Source organism: Mangrovicella endophytica (assembly GCF_002893625.1).
GTDB lineage: Bacteria > Pseudomonadota > Alphaproteobacteria > Rhizobiales > Rhizobiaceae > Mangrovicella > Mangrovicella endophytica.
Genome location: NZ_PKMZ01000006.1, coordinates 64,662 through 82,404, shown reverse-complemented (window position 1 = coordinate 82,404; position 17,743 = coordinate 64,662). Strand labels below are relative to the sequence as shown.

Annotated in this window: 13 protein-coding genes; 8 read left to right on the top strand and 5 right to left on the bottom strand. The window is 65.6% G+C overall.

Going from position 1 to position 17,743, the window contains the following annotated elements; genetic code table 11:
• Positions 1 to 73 precede the first annotated feature (73 nt).
• Positions 74 to 2,776 (bottom strand): cation-translocating P-type ATPase, encoded by a 2,703-nt coding sequence (locus tag C0R46_RS14370; protein ID WP_102960337.1) that lies wholly within the window; start codon positions 2,774 to 2,776, stop codon positions 74 to 76.
• 222 nt (positions 2,777 to 2,998) lie between these two features.
• On the opposite strand from C0R46_RS14370, the gene C0R46_RS14365 reads away from it, so the two are divergent.
• The 3 genes from C0R46_RS14365 (at position 2,999) to C0R46_RS21140 (ending at position 7,793) form a co-directional block, all read left to right on the top strand.
• Positions 2,999 to 3,982, top strand: a complete 984-nt coding sequence (locus C0R46_RS14365) for a zinc-dependent alcohol dehydrogenase family protein (RefSeq protein ID WP_102960336.1) — start codon at positions 2,999 to 3,001, stop codon at positions 3,980 to 3,982.
• Positions 3,983 to 4,041: 59 nt separating this feature from the next.
• A complete protein-coding gene (locus tag C0R46_RS14360; protein ID WP_198598340.1) occupies positions 4,042 to 4,905 on the top strand; it encodes a Crp/Fnr family transcriptional regulator in 864 nt (287 codons plus the stop codon).
• Positions 4,906 to 5,111: 206 nt separating this feature from the next.
• Entirely contained in the window at positions 5,112 to 7,793 is a 2,682-nt protein-coding gene (locus C0R46_RS21140) for a hybrid sensor histidine kinase/response regulator (protein WP_245413593.1), read from the top strand.
• Between the two features lie 15 nt (positions 7,794 to 7,808).
• Here the strand turns inward: C0R46_RS21140 and C0R46_RS14350 are convergent, their stop codons facing one another.
• Complete coding sequence (locus tag C0R46_RS14350; RefSeq protein ID WP_102960334.1) at positions 7,809 to 8,555, bottom strand: response regulator; 747 nt, start codon at positions 8,553 to 8,555, stop codon at positions 7,809 to 7,811.
• 393 nt (positions 8,556 to 8,948) lie between these two features.
• On the opposite strand from C0R46_RS14350, the gene C0R46_RS14345 reads away from it, so the two are divergent.
• Complete coding sequence (locus C0R46_RS14345) at positions 8,949 to 10,517, top strand: bifunctional aminoglycoside phosphotransferase/ATP-binding protein (protein ID WP_102960333.1); 1,569 nt, start codon at positions 8,949 to 8,951, stop codon at positions 10,515 to 10,517.
• Between the two features lie 109 nt (positions 10,518 to 10,626).
• Here the strand turns inward: C0R46_RS14345 and C0R46_RS14340 are convergent, their stop codons facing one another.
• The gene (locus C0R46_RS14340) at positions 10,627 to 11,274 is read right to left on the bottom strand and encodes a BON domain-containing protein (protein ID WP_102960434.1); all 648 of its coding nucleotides are present in this window, start codon (positions 11,272 to 11,274) and stop codon (positions 10,627 to 10,629) included.
• A gap of 97 nt (positions 11,275 to 11,371) precedes the next feature.
• Complete coding sequence (locus C0R46_RS14335) at positions 11,372 to 12,040, bottom strand: GAF domain-containing protein (RefSeq protein ID WP_102960332.1); 669 nt, start codon at positions 12,038 to 12,040, stop codon at positions 11,372 to 11,374.
• A 460-nt stretch (positions 12,041 to 12,500) separates the two neighbouring features.
• Between C0R46_RS14335 and C0R46_RS14325 the strand changes: the two genes are divergently transcribed.
• The 4 genes from C0R46_RS14325 to C0R46_RS14310 all read left to right on the top strand — a co-directional run bounded on the left by C0R46_RS14325 (position 12,501) and on the right by C0R46_RS14310 (position 15,791).
• Positions 12,501 to 12,758 (top strand): hypothetical protein, encoded by a 258-nt coding sequence (locus C0R46_RS14325; protein WP_102960330.1) that lies wholly within the window; start codon positions 12,501 to 12,503, stop codon positions 12,756 to 12,758.
• A 104-nt stretch (positions 12,759 to 12,862) separates the two neighbouring features.
• Entirely contained in the window at positions 12,863 to 13,720 is an 858-nt protein-coding gene (locus tag C0R46_RS14320; RefSeq protein WP_157944651.1) for a universal stress protein, read from the top strand.
• Positions 13,721 to 13,840: 120 nt separating this feature from the next.
• Positions 13,841 to 14,914 carry an NAD(P)-dependent alcohol dehydrogenase gene (locus C0R46_RS14315; RefSeq protein WP_102960328.1) on the top strand — a complete coding sequence of 358 codons (1,074 nt, stop codon included), beginning with the start codon at positions 13,841 to 13,843 and terminating at the stop codon, positions 14,912 to 14,914.
• 172 nt (positions 14,915 to 15,086) lie between these two features.
• Positions 15,087 to 15,791 (top strand): DUF1003 domain-containing protein, encoded by a 705-nt coding sequence (locus C0R46_RS14310; RefSeq protein ID WP_102960327.1) that lies wholly within the window; start codon positions 15,087 to 15,089, stop codon positions 15,789 to 15,791.
• A gap of 107 nt (positions 15,792 to 15,898) precedes the next feature.
• On the opposite strand, the gene C0R46_RS14305 is transcribed toward C0R46_RS14310, so the two are convergent.
• Positions 15,899 to 17,614 carry an HAD-IIB family hydrolase gene (locus C0R46_RS14305; RefSeq protein ID WP_102960326.1) on the bottom strand — a complete coding sequence of 572 codons (1,716 nt, stop codon included), beginning with the start codon at positions 17,612 to 17,614 and terminating at the stop codon, positions 15,899 to 15,901.
• Positions 17,615 to 17,743 lie beyond the last annotated feature (129 nt).

The window sequence follows — 17,743 nt, the reverse complement described above, 5'->3', positions numbered from 1 at the left end:
CCAGACCGCATCCATTCAGCATGGGCTGCCGAAGAGAGCGTCGCAGGGAGGCCGGGCCTGCTGAGGCTGTGGGTCAGCGCCTCCGACGGAGCAGCAGCTTGTCCAGTTCCATGACCAACAGCGCGCTCGCTGCGATGGGAACCAGGACAAGCCACAGGCCGAGGCTGATCGGGGCGATCTCCAGGACGTCGCGAAGTCCCGGCACAAAGGCGGCGCCGATGTGGATCGTCTGCGCCCCGCCGACGGCCGCCATCAAGGGCCAGTTGTTCGCCGGCGGGACCGAGAAGGCCGAGCGGAGTTCCGAGCGGCAGTTGAAGACATGGATGTTCTCGAACAGCACGAACAGGAAGAGAAGCGCATTGCGCGCCTCGAATTCGCTCCAGCCTCTGGACAGCAGCCAGGCGAACGTCGCGAAGGCGGCCGCGCCCATGTAAAGACCGGAGATGCCCGTCTGACGGATCATGAGCCGATCGAAGATCGGTTCGCCGGGCCGGCGGGGCGGCCGCGAGAGAAGCTCGGCCTCCCGCTTCTCGAATGCGAGCGCAACATCCTGTCCGCCATTTGTCACGAGGTTCAACCAGAGCAGCTGGACTGCGGACAGCGGCGCCGGCAGACCGGACGCTATGGAGAGGAGGAACAGGACCACCTCGGCCGCTCCGGTGCTGACGAGCAGATAGACGACCTTGCGGATGTTGGCATAGGCGGCCCGTCCCTCCTCGATCCCGGCCACGATCGAAGCGAAGTTGTCGTCGGCCAAAACGAGGTCGGCGGCGTCGCGAGCCGCATCCGTTCCGCCGCGGCCCATCGCAACGCCGAGATCCGCTTGCCGCAGCGCCGGCGCGTCGTTGACGCCATCGCCCGTCATCGCGACCACCTCGCCCGCTTCGCGAAGCGCCCCGACGATGCGGACCTTCTGTTCCGGCTCGACGCGGGCGAAGACCGCCGCCCGCAGGATCCGCTCGCTTACCGCATCGTCTGCCTGCAGCGCCCGCAGTTCAGCACCGCTGATCACCTCTGCAGACGTCTCGGCAATCCCGAGATCGCGGGCGATGGCGAGAGCCGTCGCCGCATGGTCGCCGGTGATCATCTTGATGGAAACGCCCGCCCGCCGGCAGGCGGCCACCGCCTGCCTTGCCTCGGGCCGCAAGGGGTCGATGAAGCCGACGAGACCCAGAAGGGTAAGGTCGGCGAGATGCGCTTCGAGATCGGCGCCGGTTGCGGTCGACGTTCCGGCGGTCTCGACCATTCGGCTCGCGACCGCCAGGACGCGGAAACCCTCTGCGGCCATACGATCGGCCGCATCGAGAACGCCGCCGATATCGACATCGCGGCACAGCGGGACGATCACCTCCGCCGCGCCCTTGACGTGCAGCCGATGACCATCCTCGTGCCGATTGAGACTGGCGGCAAGCTTCCTCGTCGCGTCGAAGGGGATTTCGGCGAGGCGAGGCGCATCCTCCGCCAGGGTCCGCAGGTCGAGCGAGGCCTTAACCGCCAGGACCAGGAAGGCCAGATCGACGGCATCCCCGCTCGGCCGCTGCGTGGATTCGGGATCCGGCAGAAAGGCGTCGTTGCACAACGCCGCCGTTCGCCCGAGCCGGTGGAGATCGAGCTGCGCCTCGCCGTGTAGCGGAACGCCGTCGCGACGAACGCCGCCTTCAAGGCGGTGGCCCTCGCCTTCGACATGGAGGTTGCCGTGGTCGGGCAGCCAGACGCGCTTCGCGGTCAGGACGTTGACCGTCAGGGTTCCGGTCTTGTCGGTCGCGACCACCGTACATGCGCCGAGGCCTTCCACCGCCGCCAGCTGCCGCACGATGACGTTGCGTCTGGCCATCCGGCGGGTGGCGACCGACAGCGCTACCGTGACGGCGACGGGTAGCCCCTCCGGTATCACCGAAACCGCGAGCGCCACGGCGACGAAGACGGTCTGACGAAGCGGGGCTCCCATAGCCAGCTGCAGACCCAAAACCAGACCGACGAGTACAACCGACGCAACGCCGAGGAAGCGGCTCAAGCGCTCCAGACGCAAGGTCAAGGGCGGAAGCGGGGCGCGCTCGGCGACGGCGAGGGCGATGCGCCCAAGTTCGGTCGCCGCACCGATCGCGACGACGAGTGCTTCGGCGCGCCCGCGCTGCACCGTCGATGCGGCATGCAACATGTTGAGGCGGTCGGCCAGCGGCGTGTCCGGCGGCAGCGAAGGAAGGGGAGCCTTCTCGACGGGAAGCGATTCACCCGTCAACGCGGCCTCGTCCACCTGTAGATCGCTCGCGACATGGATGCGCAGATCGGCGGGAATCCTGTCCCCCGCCTCCAGGATGACGACGTCTCCGGGAACCAGCGTGGATGCATCGACGGAGCGAACCACTCCGTCTCGGCGCACCCGGGCGGTCAGCGGGACCGCCGATCGCAGCGCGGCCGTGTTCGCCTCGGCTCGCCACTCCTGCGCTGCGCCAATGCACGAATTCAAGATCAAGACGAGCAGGATGAAGACAGCGTCCTCCACATCGCCGAAAGCAAGCGACAACAGGCCGGCCGCCAGCAGCAGGAGGATGAGGGGCCCCTTGAGCTGCGAGAGCACGATGAGCGGCAGAGTGCGACGAGCAGCTTCCGGAAGGCGATTGACTCCGTGGACGAGACGGCGACGTTCAGCCTCGGCTTCGGTCAGGCCGCTCTCGCCGCCCAGTCGCGAGAAGAGTTCGGCCTCGTCCAGCGCGTGCCACGGAACGACGCTCTGCCGCTCGTCCTCGGGTCGATCGGCACTCGGGCGGTCGAGCATCGCATCTGCCTTCCATGCGCCAGCGCTCGGATGGTCGGCCCATCGGCCCTGATCGTTTCATTCACGGCGCGCACCAACGCTGAACCGTGTCGCCACACAGTTGAGCCTCTTCAAATGCCGATCGACTTTGATCGAGATCAGACGGGCGCTCCTCTTGCGCTGATGTCCTGGCCGCGTTCCGCACGCGGCTGCGGATGAAGGTGGATGGGAGTAGAGCGACCGATGAAGGCGATGGTTCTGGAAGGCATCGGGCAGCCGTTGCATCTTCAGACACGGCCGGACCCCTCCCCCGGCCAAGGGGAAGTCGGCATTCGGATCGAGGCTTGCGCGGTCTGCCGGACGGACCTGCATGTGGTGGACGGCGACCTGCCCAGCCTCAAGCTGCCGCTTGTCCCGGGTCACGAGATCGTCGGCGTCGTCGAGACGCTCGGGCCGGGAGTCGTGTTGCCCGCCATCGGGACCCGTGTGGGAGTCCCTTGGCTCGGCGGCACCTGCGGATGCTGCCCCTATTGCGCTGCGGGGCAGGAAAACCTCTGCGATCATCCCGTCTTCACCGGCTACACGCGGGACGGCGGCTTTGCCACCCACGTGATCGCCCGGGCCGAATTTGCAATCCCGCTGGAGGGGTTCGACGATCCCGTTGCAGCAGCGCCGCTGATGTGCGCCGGCCTGATCGGATGGCGATGCCTCCGCATGACGGAGAGTGCGACCTCGATCGGGCTCTTCGGCTTCGGAGCCGCGGCCCACATTCTCGCGCAGATCTGCCGCTGGCAGGGGCGCGAGGTCTTCGCCTTCGTGCGCCCCGGCGACGAGGATGCCGCCCGCCACGCGTCGTCTCTCGGCTGCCAATGGGCAGGCTCATCCGAAGACCGGCCACCGCGTGATCTCGATGCCGCGATCATCTTCGCACCCGTGGGCAGTCTTGTGCCCAAAGCGCTCGCCTGCGTGCGGAAAGGCGGCGTCGTGGTCTGCGGCGGCATCCACATGAGCGACATTCCGGCATTTCCATACCGTCTGATGTGGGAGGAGCGACAGTTGCGCTCCGTCGCAAATCTCGCACGCCGCGATGCGGCGGAGTTCCTGTCGGTCGCAAAGACCGCCCGGATCCGTACGAAGACCACGGTCTACGCGCTGGAAGACGCCAATCGAGCGCTCGACGATCTGCGCCACGGCCGGTTTCAGGGTGCTGCAGTGCTGACGCCGTGACGGAGCGGCTCCGGATGCCGACGTGTTCGGGACCTGCCGCAGCTCTGTACGGACAGACAATGCCTCGTACAAACGGTCACAAAACGTCTCGAAATCTTACCTGCCTCGGAAACCCTGGTGACAATGGCCTGCTGAATTGCGTGCAGAACAAACAAGCAGGGGACGTCCAGAAAATGCTTTCTTCCTCCGTTTCAACTGACCGCTCGCTCCCGTTCAGCCTGGACCTGCGGCCTCGCCCCGAGACCCTGCGCGATCTCTTCACGGATCGTCCGACGCAGGCGATCGGGATCGGCAAGGCCGCTTTCTGGGAGGGCGATACCGCCTCGCATGTAACGCTGGTCATTGAAGGATGCCTGCGGCTGTATCGCATACTCCCCGACGGCCAGAGGGTGATCGTAGGCTTCGCCTTCAAGGGCGAAATGCTCGGTCTCTCCTCGCCGCACGTCTACGCCTACACGGCGGAAGCGGTGACTCCGGTGCGCCTCGGCAGAGTGGCGATGAGCCGCTTCCGCGAGATCGTGGACGGCTCGACCGTGTTGCGTCCGCAGTTTCTCGACCTCCTCTGCGAGGAGATGCGCGAAGCTCGCCGGCACATGATCCTGGTTGCCCGGCTCAGCGCCGACGAGCGGATCGCGAGTTTCCTGCTGTCTGCCGCCCGCCGGCTCGGCACCGATCGCGACGATCGTGTCGTCGTGGATCTGCCGATGCAGCGCCTCGACATCGCGGATCATCTCGGCCTCACCATCGAAACGGTCTGCCGTGTGCTGTCCAGGCACAAGCGTGCGGGAACGATCGAGTTCCTCGAGCGGAACAAGCTCGTTCTGCGGAAGATGTCCACGATCAGAGAGCTTGCCGGCTGGAGTGACGACGATGCCGGTTGCTATTCACCGTCGCGGAGCCGAACGGCCGATGTCGTGCACTGATGGCGGGGCAATTTGCGGCCGATCGCCCGTGCGGGGCAGTGCGGAGCTGGCCACCCTCCGCGCCCGAACATCACCGGAGCGGGCGAAGGGATTGCACCATCATGCCGGTGGCCGCCGGTTGCGTTAGCGTCCGTGACACTCGATCCTGCACCCGCTCCTCGATAGGCAAGAACCCATGACCATCGCAGGTCCGACGGTGAAACGTCATGCAGACCGTCAACGATGAAGTCGGATCGGATCCAGTTGCGCCGCCGAGAGGCGGGCGGGGCGCTCGGTCACGCGCGCTCTCTGGCTCGGCGGGTCGAGCGGATGCGGGTCAAGCCCGCTCGCTGAGAACGCATCTGCTCGCCTTCTGCGGCTCGCTCCTTCTTCCGGTCCTCGCCTTCGCCATGCTCCTCGCGTGGCTCTATGTCAGCTCGGAGCAGCAGCGTGTAAGAGATCGGGCCCAGCTTTCCGCACAGCAACTCGATCTTGCCGTCGACCGTGAATTGGCCGCGCCCACGCGGATGCTGCAAGCCCTGGCCACGTCGCCGCTGTTGCAGGCCGGTGACCTGCAGACCTTCTACGAACGGGCAAGCGAGCTTGCCCGCGGGCTTGGCGTCACCGTGGTCCTGCGCGCGCCCGGCAGCCCGCGGCAACTGGTCAACACCTCGGCCCCCTGGGGAACGCCCCCCGAGGGCGACAATCCCGACATCCTGGCATTGGAGGAAGAGGCGGCCCGCGCGCAGAAGCCGGTGATCTCCGACCTGATCCGCGGCTCCGCGCACGATGTCGGGGTCGTCGTGGTCATGGTGCCCGTTCTTCGGGACGGGCGGGCCATCTACGTTCTGTCCGCCCGCCTGCCCGCGGACAGGATCGCGACCGCGTTGCGGGACGTTCGGCTGGATCCAGACTGGTTCTCGGTCGTGGTCGATCGCAACAACATGGTGGTGGCACGACTGCCGGATCACGAGCAGTTCGTCGGCAAGCCCGCTCCGCCGGGGTGGAACGATCGGGCAACCGGCATGGATGGAATGTGGATCGGCCGCAACCTCGAAGACGTGGCGGTCCACACAGCCTATGTCAGATCGCCTCGAACAGGCTGGATGATCGCCGTCGGCGCGCCGGACACGATCCTCAACGCGCCGCTGCGCAGAGCCCTGCTCGCGCTGACGCTCGTGGGAACAGTCATCCTTTCTGTCACCTCGGCGCTCGCCTACCGATCTGCCGACACGATGGCTCGCGCCGTCCGCACTCTGAGCCGGACGGCGCATTCGGTCTTCCAAGGCGAACCCGTCGCTGCGGTCGAAACGCCGGTTCGCGAGGTCAACGACGTCTCGAGAGCATTGGAGGTCCTGGCAGAGGGAGCCCTGACTCGCGAGGCGCATCTCCAGTCGATTCTCGATACCGTGCCGAGCGCCATGATCGTCGCCGACAGTCGCGGCACCATCCGCTCCTTCAGCAAGGCAGCAGAGAGGCTATTCGGCTATTCCGCCGAAGAGGCCATCGGGCGGAACGTCAGCATGCTGATGCCCGAGCCCGACCAGGGCCGCCACGACAGCTACATCAACCGCCATCTGGCCACCGGCGAACGGCGGATCATCGGCGTCGGCCGTATCGTGTCGGCCATGCGCAAAGACGGAACCATACTGCCCGTCGAACTCCACATCGGAGAGGCCGATGCACATGGAGAGAAGGTCTTCACGGGCTTTCTGCGCGACCAGTCCGAAAAGCTGCGCATCGAGCAAGAGCTCCGGCAGACGCAGAAAATGGAGGCCATCGGCAAGCTCACCGGCGGAGTTGCACACGACTTCAACAACCTCCTCACGGTGATCAAGGGAAACCTCGAAATGCTGGACACCCGTGTGGACGGCGAAAGGCCGAAGGCGCTACTCAAGGATGCGCAGGAGGCGACGGATCTCGCTGCACAGTTGACGGCAAGCCTCCTCGCCTTCGGCCGGCGCATGCCGCTCGCGCCCAAACTGGCCGATGTCGGCCAGCTCGTTTCGGGAACGGCAGATCTCCTTCGTCGAACTCTCGGTGAGACGATCTCCGTTCGCACCGTCATCGACAGCTCCTGCAATATCTCCGTCGATATCCACCAACTGCAGAATGCGCTCCTCAACCTTGGGATCAACGCACGTGATGCGATGCAGGACGGCGGCAAGCTGACCATCGAGGTTTCGCAAGTCGAACTCGATGCGGAATATCGTGCGCAGAACCCGGACGTCGCACCGGGCGCCTACACGATGATCGCGGTCACCGACACCGGCACCGGCATGTCGCCCGAGGTTCGGGACCGTGCATTCGAGCCCTTCTTCACCACCAAGCCGGCAACCTCCGGGACGGGTCTGGGGCTCAGCACGGTCTATGGCTTCGTCAAACAGTCCGGGGGGCACATCTCGATCTATAGCGAGCTCGGCCACGGCACGACCGTCCGGATCTATCTCCCGTGCGTCGGGGAGGTGGCCGAACGGGCACCCCATGCCTCAGCCTCGACCATCTCGATGCCGCGGGCGCAAGGCGAGACAATCCTTCTGGTTGAAGACGAGGCGCGGGTGCGCCGGATCACCAAGGCACGGCTGACGGAGCTCGGGTACAACGTGCTGGAAGCAGAGAGCGGCCCTGCCGCTCTGCAGATCTTGGCGCGTGAGCCCGTCGTGGACCTGCTTTTCACCGACATGATCATGCCGGGAGGGATGACGGGATCCCAGCTGGCTGCGGAGGTGCGACACACCCGGCCCGACCTGCCGGTGCTGTTCGCGTCGGGCTATGCCGACCCGGACATGGTGAAGCAGGCCTCTGTTCAGCGGGGAAACTGGCTGGCCAAGCCATATCGGGCCGCGGAACTGGCGCAAAAGTTGCGAGCGGTTCTCGACCAGCCGATGTCCGACGACACGACGGGCTAGAGCATTCCGTCGACGCTATCCGCCGGCGGGCTCCACCCTCTCGGCAAGGACATAGCCCACGCCCCGGACAGACTTGAGGAGCTTGGGCTCCTTCGGGTTCGCCTCGAGCTTCCGGCGAAGCCGCGAGATCTGCGCATCGATGCTGCGGTCGAAGACCTCCCAACTGCGCCCCCGCGTGTGGTCCATGAGGAAGTCGCGGGACAGGACGCGGCCCGGATGCTGAACGAAGACGTGCAGGATATCGAATTCGCCCGTCGTCAGCGGCACCTCTGCGCCGTCCGGAGCGGTGAGACGGCGCCGCTCGGCATCAAACGTCCATCCCTGGAACCGCTTCGTGCTCCCCGATGCGGCGGTCTCGACGGTCGTCTCGCGCGACGCCGGCTGCAACCGCCGAAGTACGCTCCTGATCCGGGCGAGAACTTCGCGCAGGCTGAACGGCTTGGCGATGTAGTCGTCAGCGCCGACTTCCAGTCCGACAATCCGGTCTACCTCGTCGGCGCGACCGGTGATCATGATGATGCCGGCGTCGCTCCGCGCGCGGATTTCCTTGACGAGCGAGAAGCCGTCGCCGTCAGGAAGCACGAGATCGAGCAGGACAAGATCGATGCGCGGTCCCTGCAGTTGCCGGCGCAGTTCCGCCGCCGTGCCGGCGAGGCTGACATCAAAGCCTTCGTCGGCGAGATAGCGCGACAACATCACGCGTATCCGATCGTCGTCATCGACGACGAGGAGGTGCGAAAGGCGACCCGATTCGCCACTCATTCTATTCACCCGAGAACAACAACACCTGCTTGCGGTCCAGTCAGGCGGTGACCCCTGCCGAACGCTTATCACCGGCACGCCGATGACCTACCGTTACGTAATCTGTAGCACATAGAGGAATCGATGTGCGACGAAACTGTTTCAGCCGCAATCGCGGCTGTCCCCCGGGGGGGGAACGCTCCAGATCGCGGCACCCCTCCAGCAGCAAGCGTGCGAGCAGCACGGCCGTCTGCCATCGTTGATCCGGATCAAGGAGCGAGTACGTTCGGCCGATAGCCTCGACACGCCATCGGGATTGCTGGCGAGACGGGATGATGCGGCTCGGCAAGCCGTCCCACAGACCCGGCCGCCGCAGGTGCGATCCATCGGCCGACGCGTGAGGGAGCAACCCAGATGGCCGAGCTGCAGGACGAGGTGATCCGCTGGCTCAGCGAAACCGCTCTGGCGGATCATGAAGAATCGGTCGAGACGATCGAGACTCACATCTCGCGCATCGTCCTGTCGGGGCAGCGCGCCTTCAAGATGAAGCGGGCGATCACGCTGCCCTATGCCGACTTCTCGACCCCCGAGCGGCGTCTCGCGGCCTGCAAGAAGGAAGTCGCCCTCAACCGGCGGACCGCGCCCGAGCTCTATTTGGGAACTCGGCTGATCACGCGGGAGGCCGGTGGCACCTTCACTTTCGACGGCCCAGGCGAACTCGTCGAAGCCGCCGTCGAGATGCGCCGGTTCGATCAGTCCTGCCTGCTTGATCACATGGCTGAAGCCGGCATGCTGACCCCGTCCCTGATGACGCAGGTCGCAGGCGTGATCGCCGACTTCCATCGCAGCGTTCCGCCCGTGCATGCGGGATCCGGAGCGGCGAACATCGCCGCAGTCATGGACATCAACAGGGCGGGATTTGCCACCAGCCACGTCTTTGCCGCCGACGAGGTCGCGGCGCTTGATTCATCCTTCCGCGCCGCGCTTCGGAGCCACACCGGACTTCTCGACCGGCGCGAGGCTGCAGGCCGGGTCCGGCACTGTCATGGCGACCTCCATCTTCGCAACATCTGCCTGCTGGACGGCATCCCTCGCCTGTTCGACTGCATCGAGTTCAACGACGCGCTGGCCACGATCGACGTTCTCTACGACCTCGCCTTTCTCCTGATGGATCTGTGGCATCGGAAGTGTCCGACGCTCGCCAGCCTCGTCGCCAACCGCTACCTCGACATCGCCGACGAGGAGGATGGCTTCGCTCTCCTGCCGTTCTTCATGGCGCTGCGGGCGGCGGTGCGCGCCCACGTCATTGCGACGCAGTGCCAAGCCATGCGGACGGAGGCGCCGCCAGAGGAGCGACAGCGCCTGGTCGCGGAGGCGCGGGCCTATTTCGCGCTCGCAGGCGAGATCCTGCGGCCCGTCCCTCCGCGTCTGGTCGCGATCGGCGGTTTCAGCGGCTCCGGAAAGACCACGGTCGCCGACGCACTCGCCCCGCACCTGGGAGCGCCCCCCGGCGCCCGCGTCCTCGAAAGCGATCGCATCCGCAAGGCCATGCACGGCGTCTCGGCGGAGACCCGATTGCCCGATGCAGCCTACAGCGCCACGATCTCCGCCAGCGTCTATCGCACGATCGCCGAGCGCATCGGTTCGATTCTCGAGTCGGGCGGATCGGTCGTCACTGACGCCGTCTTCGACCGGACGAGCGACCGCGTGCGTGTCCAGCAGGCGGCTATCGCCCGCGGCGTCCGTTTTCTGGGAGTCTGGCTGGAGACCGATCCGGATGTGCTGCGTCAACGCGTTCGAGGCCGCAAAGGCGGCCCATCCGACGCGACGCTCGACGTCCTGTCGCGGCAACTGGCGGGAACGTTGACCGAGCTGACCTGGCACAGGATCGACGCTGGTCGCGATCTTCAGGCAGTCGTAGACGAGGTCGGGAATCTGGTCGAAGCAGACCCGCCGCTCGACCGCACGTCCCCAGGCGCCTGATCGCCCTTCGGCGCAGTATCGCCCGCCTGATGATGCCGGAATTCAAGTCACTCAGTTCGAGGTTCAGCGGGCCGCGCCGCCTTCGGCGGCGCAGCCCTGCCATATCACGTCAGGCAACCCTGATATGGTCGGTCACGGTCTGCACCCCCGGCGCCGACCAGGCGGCTCGCTCGGCCGCGTAGCGCTCGGTCCAGGTCTTCACCTCGCCCTCCAGCGTTACCTTGCCGCCGGCCACATCGACCTTGATCGCCTTCGCTTCGGTCTCGGCATTGCGCTTGAGAGCGTCCTCGATGCGCTTTTTCACGTCGCCCACGAAAACATGCGGCTTGACGGAGATCACGTTGCTGACACCCAGAACGCCCGCCAGAGACTTGACGGCGTTGGTGGCGGCCGTCTTCTGATACTGCCAGTCGACCTCGCCCGAGAGGGTGACCCAGCCCTTCTGGACCTTCACCTGCACGGCGCCGTCGGGGATGACGGTGTTCCACTGGATCGTGTTCAGGGCGCGCTTGGCGATCTCGTCGTCTGCCGTCTTGTTGGCGCCGAACGGACGCACCTCGATCTCCTGCGCGATGCCCTTCACGCCCTTGACCCGGCGAACCGTGTCTTCGGCGTCGAGCTTCTCGGCATAAGTCGACACGTGCCCGGTGAGGGTGACGACGCCGTTCTCCACGGCCACGCCGATGTGGTCGGCGTTGATGCTGGGCTCGAAGTCCAGCTCGTCGATGACGTCCTGCTTCAACTGGCTGTCAGTGATGAACATTGTTCTGCCTCCGTTGCAGAGACGAGCGATCGCTCGTCGTCTTGACAGGGGCGAGAATGCTGCTGGCCGCAGGCATCGAAATTGACGAGAATCAAGCGCTCCACTCGGTGTGGATCGCGCCGCCGTCCTCGGCACCGGCTGCAGCTGCCTCCGTCAGATGCTCGGTCAGTATGACGGCGGCACGAGCTGCTAAGTCGTCGATCGGAGGGAGCTCCGGAGCACCCGAGGGGCGCGGCATGCGGAAATACGTCGACAGGATTCCGACGGGGGCGCCATCCAGGGAGATCAGCGGCGTCGACTGGAGCGCGCGGATCCCCTCGGATCGGGTCTCTTCGAGAATGGATGCAAAGGCGGGATCCTGTTCCACATCGCGGACGAGGATCTGCTCCCTCTTCCTCAACGCATGATCGCATACGGTGCCGCTGCCACTATCGACATGCGCAAAGCGCTCGATGAACGAGCCATGCAGGCTCCGTTGCGCGATGAGGTGCAGCATCGCAGTGCCCTCCTCCCAAATCTGCAACGTTCCAAAATCCGCGCCGTGCCGGGTCATCGCAGCGCCCAGCAACTCGTCCAGCGCTTCGCCGTGCTCCTTGCCCAGATCGGGATAGGTCCACGTCCACACCCACTCGATGAGTGCAAGCTCGTGTTCGGCCTCCTTCAGGAGTCGTAGCGCGGTCTCGCGCAGCAAGGGGCTATCCTCCTCAGCAAGCATCCGTCGAAAACGAAGGATGTTCTGCCTGAGGATGAAGCGCTGCATGCTGGCCACCGTAGTGTCCCTCCGGTGGAGCGAGTCCGCTCCCGGCTAAGCTGTAATTGTCTAGACCTTCGCTGACATTGTCCAGCGGTCGGTCATCGGCATCGGAAAGTCCGGTCCTGGCCGCCGCAATGCATTGGCTTGATCCAAGTCAAGCGAAGCCGGCGACTTCTCGCCAGAATTGCCCTCGTCGAAGCAAGCGGTGCCGACGGAGAGCGAGATGGACACCGACGTATCGAAGTTCGAGGGAAAAGCAGCACCGGGAGGCAGGATCGTCGGCAGCCGCGTGCCCGTTGCTGACGCGGCCGATCGGCCGGTAGCTCCGGGCAACGAGGGCTGCGCAAGGATCAGCACGCGTTGCGCTGGTTCCTCGGACGCCGACGGATATCGGCCAAACGCGTCAGGCCTTCACCCGGCCTTCAGCCTCGCGCCCCAGGCTGCAGCCGCAGCGCTCGACTGCGGCATGGCGAGCCTCGATTTTCTTTGCCGCCGCTTCAGGAAGAACACGGCGCTCGCGGGTGATCTGATCGGCCGGGCTGCGGACGAAGATCCTCAGGCCGTTGTCGCCGACTACTGCAACGAGACCTTCGTCGACTATGCCGACGCACTGTCTGCAGGTCTGGCGGACCTGGCGGAGCGTGTCGAGCAGCTGCGTCTGACGCTCCGCAGGGTGACCGATGCCATCATCGACGACCTGAGCGCTCGTACCATCGCCCCCTGAGGACGGCGGCGGCGGATCGAGCCGATCGAGATGCTCGGCGTCGTGCAGCCGGCCGGATCGCGTCGCCACAACATCGTCGCCACAACAAACCCGGAGCAGAACAGATGTCCTCCACGCCACGCCAGACCGCTACCCGACCGATCCTTCGGAACATCATGGTCAGCGTCGATCTCGATCTCGACTGCGACTCGCGACTGAAGCTGGTCCGGGACCTTGCCGATCGATACGGCAGCTCCGTTCTGGGAACTGCCGCCCGCGAGATCGTGGCTCCCGTCGTGGCCGAGGGTGGGGTCCTGATGCAGGCCGACCTGATCGAGGAGGAGCGGCGTCAGGCCCAGCACGAGTTCGACGAAGCCGAAGCCTTGTTTCGCCGCACGCTCGCCCGGGACGACAAGATCGAATGGCGCTCGGCCGTCGAAGTCGGCAGCTTCTGGTTATGCCAGCAGGCGCGATCGGCAGATCTGGTCGTTTGCGGTGCCCGTCCGCGTGACGGCGGCCGCGGGGGCCGCCTCCGGATCGACCCGGCCGACGTCGTCATGAATCTCGGTCGACCTCTGCTGGTGGTGCCGCCGCGGACCGACTTCCTGCCTGCCCGCCGTATCGTGGTCGGATGGAAGAACTCTCGCGAAGCGCGCCGCGCCGTCGCCGACGCGCTCCCGTTCCTCGTGCCGGCTGAAAGCGTCCTCGTCGCCGCCCTCGGCGACTACCCGGACGAGCAAGGAGCCAAGGACGTCGCCGAATATCTTCGCCGCTACGGTATCGACTGCGAAGTCGCCGGACGGGGCCCGAATGCCCCGGTCAGCAGCGTCGCCGACGAGCTTTGGGACTGTTCCGCCCGATACGGCGCGGACCTCGTCGTGTGCGGCGCCTACGGGCACAGCCGACTGCGCGAATGGATGTTCGGCGGCGTGACGAAGGACGTTCTGGACGACACGCGGATTGCCTGCCTCCTGTCGCACTAGGATGTGCCGAAGGAGATCGATCGCCAATCGCGCGAGCGCCGTGCTGCCGATCCAGTGTGGAGCGACCTGCCCGAGACGCTTGAAGACCGAAACTGCTGGAGCGATGAAGGAGTAGCGTGCATGTCGAAGATGATGGCTGCCGTATTCGCCGAGCCCGGGCGGATCGTGCTCGAGGACAAGCCCATTCCCGATGTCGGGCCCCTGGACGCGCTCATCCGCATCACCACGACGACGATCTGCGGGACGGACGTTCACATCCTGAAGGGGGAGTACCCCGTGAACAGAGGTCTCACGATAGGGCACGAACCCGTCGGCGTGATCGAAAAGCTGGGCTCGGCGGTCCAGGGCTATCATGAAGGTCAGCGCGTCATCGCCGGCGCGATCACACCGAGCGGTCACAGCAATGCCTGCCTATGCGGGATGCACTCCCAGGACGGTGCGGGCACGATGCACGGTTGGAAAGCGATGGGCGGCTGGCGCTTCGGCAACACCATCGACGGCGCGCAGGCCGAGTATCTGCTCGTGCCCGACGCAATGGCGAATCTCAGCCCCATTCCGGACCATCTGACGGACGAACAGGTCCTGATGTGCCCGGACATCATGTCGACCGGCTTCTCCGGCGCGGAACGCGGCGGCGTGAGCATCGGCGACACCGTCGCCATCTTCGCGCAGGGGCCGATCGGTCTCTGCGCAACGGCGGGCGCCCGCCTATCCGGCGCCACAACGATCATCGCGGTCGACCGTCTCCCGGACCGCCTCGACGTGGCACGGCACATCGGCGCCGACCATGTGATCGACGCGTCGAAGCACGATCCCGTCGCTGCGATCATGCACCTGACGGACGGACGCGGCGTAGATGTCGCCATCGAGGCGCTCGGAATCCAGTCAACCTTCGAGGCCGCCCTGCGGGTGCTGCGGCCGGGTGGAGCGCTTTCCAGCCTCGGCGTGTATTCGAGCGACCTGACGATTCCTCTCGGGCCCTTCGCAGCAGGCCTCGGTGACCATCGCATCATCACCACGCTCTGTCCGGGCGGCAAGGAGCGCATGCGCCGTCTGATGGAGGTGGTTGCCTCCGACCGCGTCGATCTCACTGCCCTCGTCACGCATCGCTTTTCGCTCGCCGAAATCGAAACGGCCTATGAGCTGTTCGCCAATCAGCTCGACGGCGTGCTGAAGGTCGCGATCACACCGTGAGAAAGCGGCATTAGAACGCTTAACAATCGTTCGCAGCGGTCGTCTGTGCGCTATGCCTCAAGTTGATCCTGCCCTATGCGTCCAGCCGCGGAGGCGAATATCCGACGCGGCAGTCAGGCTGGACGTGCCGCGCCAGCTTCTTTCCAGGCGAAGAGCACGTCACGAGAGCACAATGGCGTCCGAAACCAACGATTCATCCAAGGTCAGCATTTCGCTGAAAAGCGGGCTGTCCGGGCGAGAGCTTGCCGAGGCGGATGCCGTCCACATCGACAAGCTTCATCCCGGCGTCTGCGCGATCATCCGACAGGAGCGGCCGGACCTGGCGCCTGATGCCCTCGTCAGCCGCAGCGAGGCGAATGCCTACCGCCTGCGCTATGTCGAGAACCTCCTCCTGGAGGAGCGCGGCGAATTGTCGGATCTGGAGCGCGAAGTGGCTCGCAGCATGGTGGAAGGGGCCACCGTCTCCGCCAATGTCGAACAGCAGGCGGAACGTGTCGCCGCCCTGCCGGACCGTCTCTCTGACAATCTCGCCAGCTTCGGCGGAAGTTGGACCTTCCTGATTGCCTTCGCCCTGGTTCTGGGTGCGTGGATCGTGATCAATGCGGAGACCGCCCGGCCCTTTGACCCCTACCCCTTCATCCTTCTCAACCTCATCCTGTCCTGTCTGGCGGCGATCCAGGCGCCGATCATCATGATGAGTCAGAAGCGGCAGGAGGCCAAGGATCGCCTGCGTTCGCTGAACGACTATCAGGTCAACCTGAAGGCGGAGCTCGAAATCCGTCACCTCCACGAGAAGGTCGACCATCTGCTGTCAAGACAGTGGCAGCGGCTGGCGGAAATCCAGCGGCTTCAGATCGAACTTCTGCAGGAGAGGTGATCCGCCTCTCGGGCGGACCACGCGGACGCATGTCCTGCCCACGACCGCGTCCGGGACGCACCGGATCGCGTCATCGCCGGGCGGGCTTCGCCTCCTCATAAGAGTCCCTAGCTAACGTCGCTTCGCGCAGATGGAGCGGCATAGCGCCGCCAGATCGCCTTGCGGATCCTGCGCCGGCTTTCGCGCGGCGTCAGCGACGTGTCGGCCTCGACCCGAGCCGCTTCCAGTGACAGGTCGGGGTCCTTTATGACGTGCCGGAACCAAGCCGAGTAGTCGCCAGCGCGCAGGTGATGCTCCCAGACTTCGTCATCCAGCGCCGTCGCGAGATCGATGAAGTCGTAGAGATTGCGGGCCGGCAGGTTCAGCGCCTTCGTCGGTCCGCGGAAGTAGAAGCTGCGGACGGCGCCGACGTCGCCATCGGCATATTTGCCTCGGTGGCGGCGATGCACCTGGAGCGGCTTGATGAGGTTGACCGGGATGGCACCTGCGGCACCCTGCCGGCACCAGACGAGGCCCTCCGACGCCTCGAGGCCCCCCTCGTGCCGCAGACCGGGCCAGTCCATCCGCCCTGCCAGGGAAGCGGCGACACTGCGCGCCGCGCTCCCCAGGACGATCAGGGTCTCGACCGATCTCAGGAGCTCCGTGCATAGGCTGTCAGGATAGGCGGTCAGCAGCACGGTTCCCGTCGACATGGACACGGATGACTCGCGAGAGGCGTCCCTCGGGAAGATCTGATGGGCCTCGTCGACGGCAATCCAGTGAGGTCTGCCCGTTTCCGCCCGCATTGCCGCCGTGCGACGCAGCATCGTCCAGCACAGGCGCCGGCGGACATCGATCGGCAGAGACTGCGTGTTGACGACGAGGTTGACCGAGTCGTCGCGAAGCAGCTTCAGCGTCTCGGCAGCGGGAGGCGGCGAGCGGAGCGTCCCGATGAAGACCGTGTGTTCGAGATCGATGTAGTCTCCCTCCGGGTCGAAGACGCAGAACTCGTAACGCCGCGCGGCGAACTGCTCGGTCAACGCGGTCGCGAAGGTCGACTTGCCGCAACCCGACGGCCCGGTGACGAGAACCAGCCCACCGAAGGGCTCGATCAGAACCGGCTTCCCGGCCTGGTCCGAGCCGACCGGAATGCCGTGGCGCTCCGGTGGCACGAGGGCGTGATCCTCCGCCAGCAGACGTTCGACCAGTTCCTCGACACCCGCACCGGCCGCCTTGTTGAGACGGACATCCGCGATCGCCGCAAGAGCCGGCATGGCATTGGCGACGGTCGCCCGGCAGCCGCCGATCTGGAGAAGTGCATGATCGTTCTCCGCGTCGCCGACGCAGACCACGTTGTGACGGGAAAGCTCCATCTCCTCCAGTGCCGCGACGAGCCCCGAACCCTTGTTGACGCCGGGCGGCAGGATCATGAGGGCCCCCTTGTTGAAGATGATCTGCATCTCCAGGCCAAGCTCGTGAATGGTGTCGAGAACGGCCGACCGATGAGGCTCCCATGTTGCGAGAATGACGCGCCCCTCGGAGAGGGAGCTGACGCCCCGCTCCCTCAATCTCGAGGCGAGCTCCTTCGGCGGCGGCGGTGCCAGAAGCCGCTCGGATCCGGAGGCGGGATCGAACAACAACGCCCCGTTCTCCGCCACGATGCGATCGAAGACGGTCGGGTCGGGAATGAGCCGCAAGAGCTCCGGCAGTTCCCGGCCCGTGACGAGGATCAGCCGGCGGCCGGCGGCACGAAGGCGACGCAGGGCCAACCACGTCGTCGCCTCGACGGTGTCCCGATCCGCCAAGGTGCCGTCGTAGTCTGCTGCGAGCGCCAGGAAGAACATGCCCTCTCCTTCAATTGCAGGCGAAGGATGCCGAACTCCGGTTGGCCGTTCTTGATCTGCGACAAGCATTTCGCAGCGGAGCAGCGGCGGCAGGCTTTGCTGCGGCGATAAAGAACCGCTGGTCGATTG

Excerpts from the sequence above, each read along its gene's own strand:
- C0R46_RS14370 (WP_102960337.1), bottom strand. The coding sequence starts at position 2,776 with ATGCTCGACCGCCCGAGTGCCGATCGACCCGAGGACGAGCGGCAGAGC.
- C0R46_RS14365 (WP_102960336.1), top strand. The coding sequence starts at position 2,999 with ATGAAGGCGATGGTTCTGGAAGGCATCGGGCAGCCGTTGCATCTTCAG.
- C0R46_RS14360 (WP_198598340.1), top strand. The coding sequence starts at position 4,042 with ATGCCTCGTACAAACGGTCACAAAACGTCTCGAAATCTTACCTGCCTC.
- C0R46_RS21140 (WP_245413593.1), top strand. The coding sequence starts at position 5,112 with ATGCAGACCGTCAACGATGAAGTCGGATCGGATCCAGTTGCGCCGCCG.
- C0R46_RS14350 (WP_102960334.1), bottom strand. The coding sequence starts at position 8,555 with ATGAGTGGCGAATCGGGTCGCCTTTCGCACCTCCTCGTCGTCGATGAC.
- C0R46_RS14345 (WP_102960333.1), top strand. The coding sequence starts at position 8,949 with ATGGCCGAGCTGCAGGACGAGGTGATCCGCTGGCTCAGCGAAACCGCT.
- C0R46_RS14335 (WP_102960332.1), bottom strand. The coding sequence starts at position 12,040 with ATGCAGCGCTTCATCCTCAGGCAGAACATCCTTCGTTTTCGACGGATG.
- C0R46_RS14325 (WP_102960330.1), top strand. The coding sequence starts at position 12,501 with ATGGCGAGCCTCGATTTTCTTTGCCGCCGCTTCAGGAAGAACACGGCG.
- C0R46_RS14320 (WP_157944651.1), top strand. The coding sequence starts at position 12,863 with ATGTCCTCCACGCCACGCCAGACCGCTACCCGACCGATCCTTCGGAAC.
- C0R46_RS14315 (WP_102960328.1), top strand. The coding sequence starts at position 13,841 with ATGTCGAAGATGATGGCTGCCGTATTCGCCGAGCCCGGGCGGATCGTG.
- C0R46_RS14310 (WP_102960327.1), top strand. The coding sequence starts at position 15,087 with ATGGCGTCCGAAACCAACGATTCATCCAAGGTCAGCATTTCGCTGAAA.
- C0R46_RS14305 (WP_102960326.1), bottom strand. The coding sequence starts at position 17,614 with ATGTTCTTCCTGGCGCTCGCAGCAGACTACGACGGCACCTTGGCGGAT.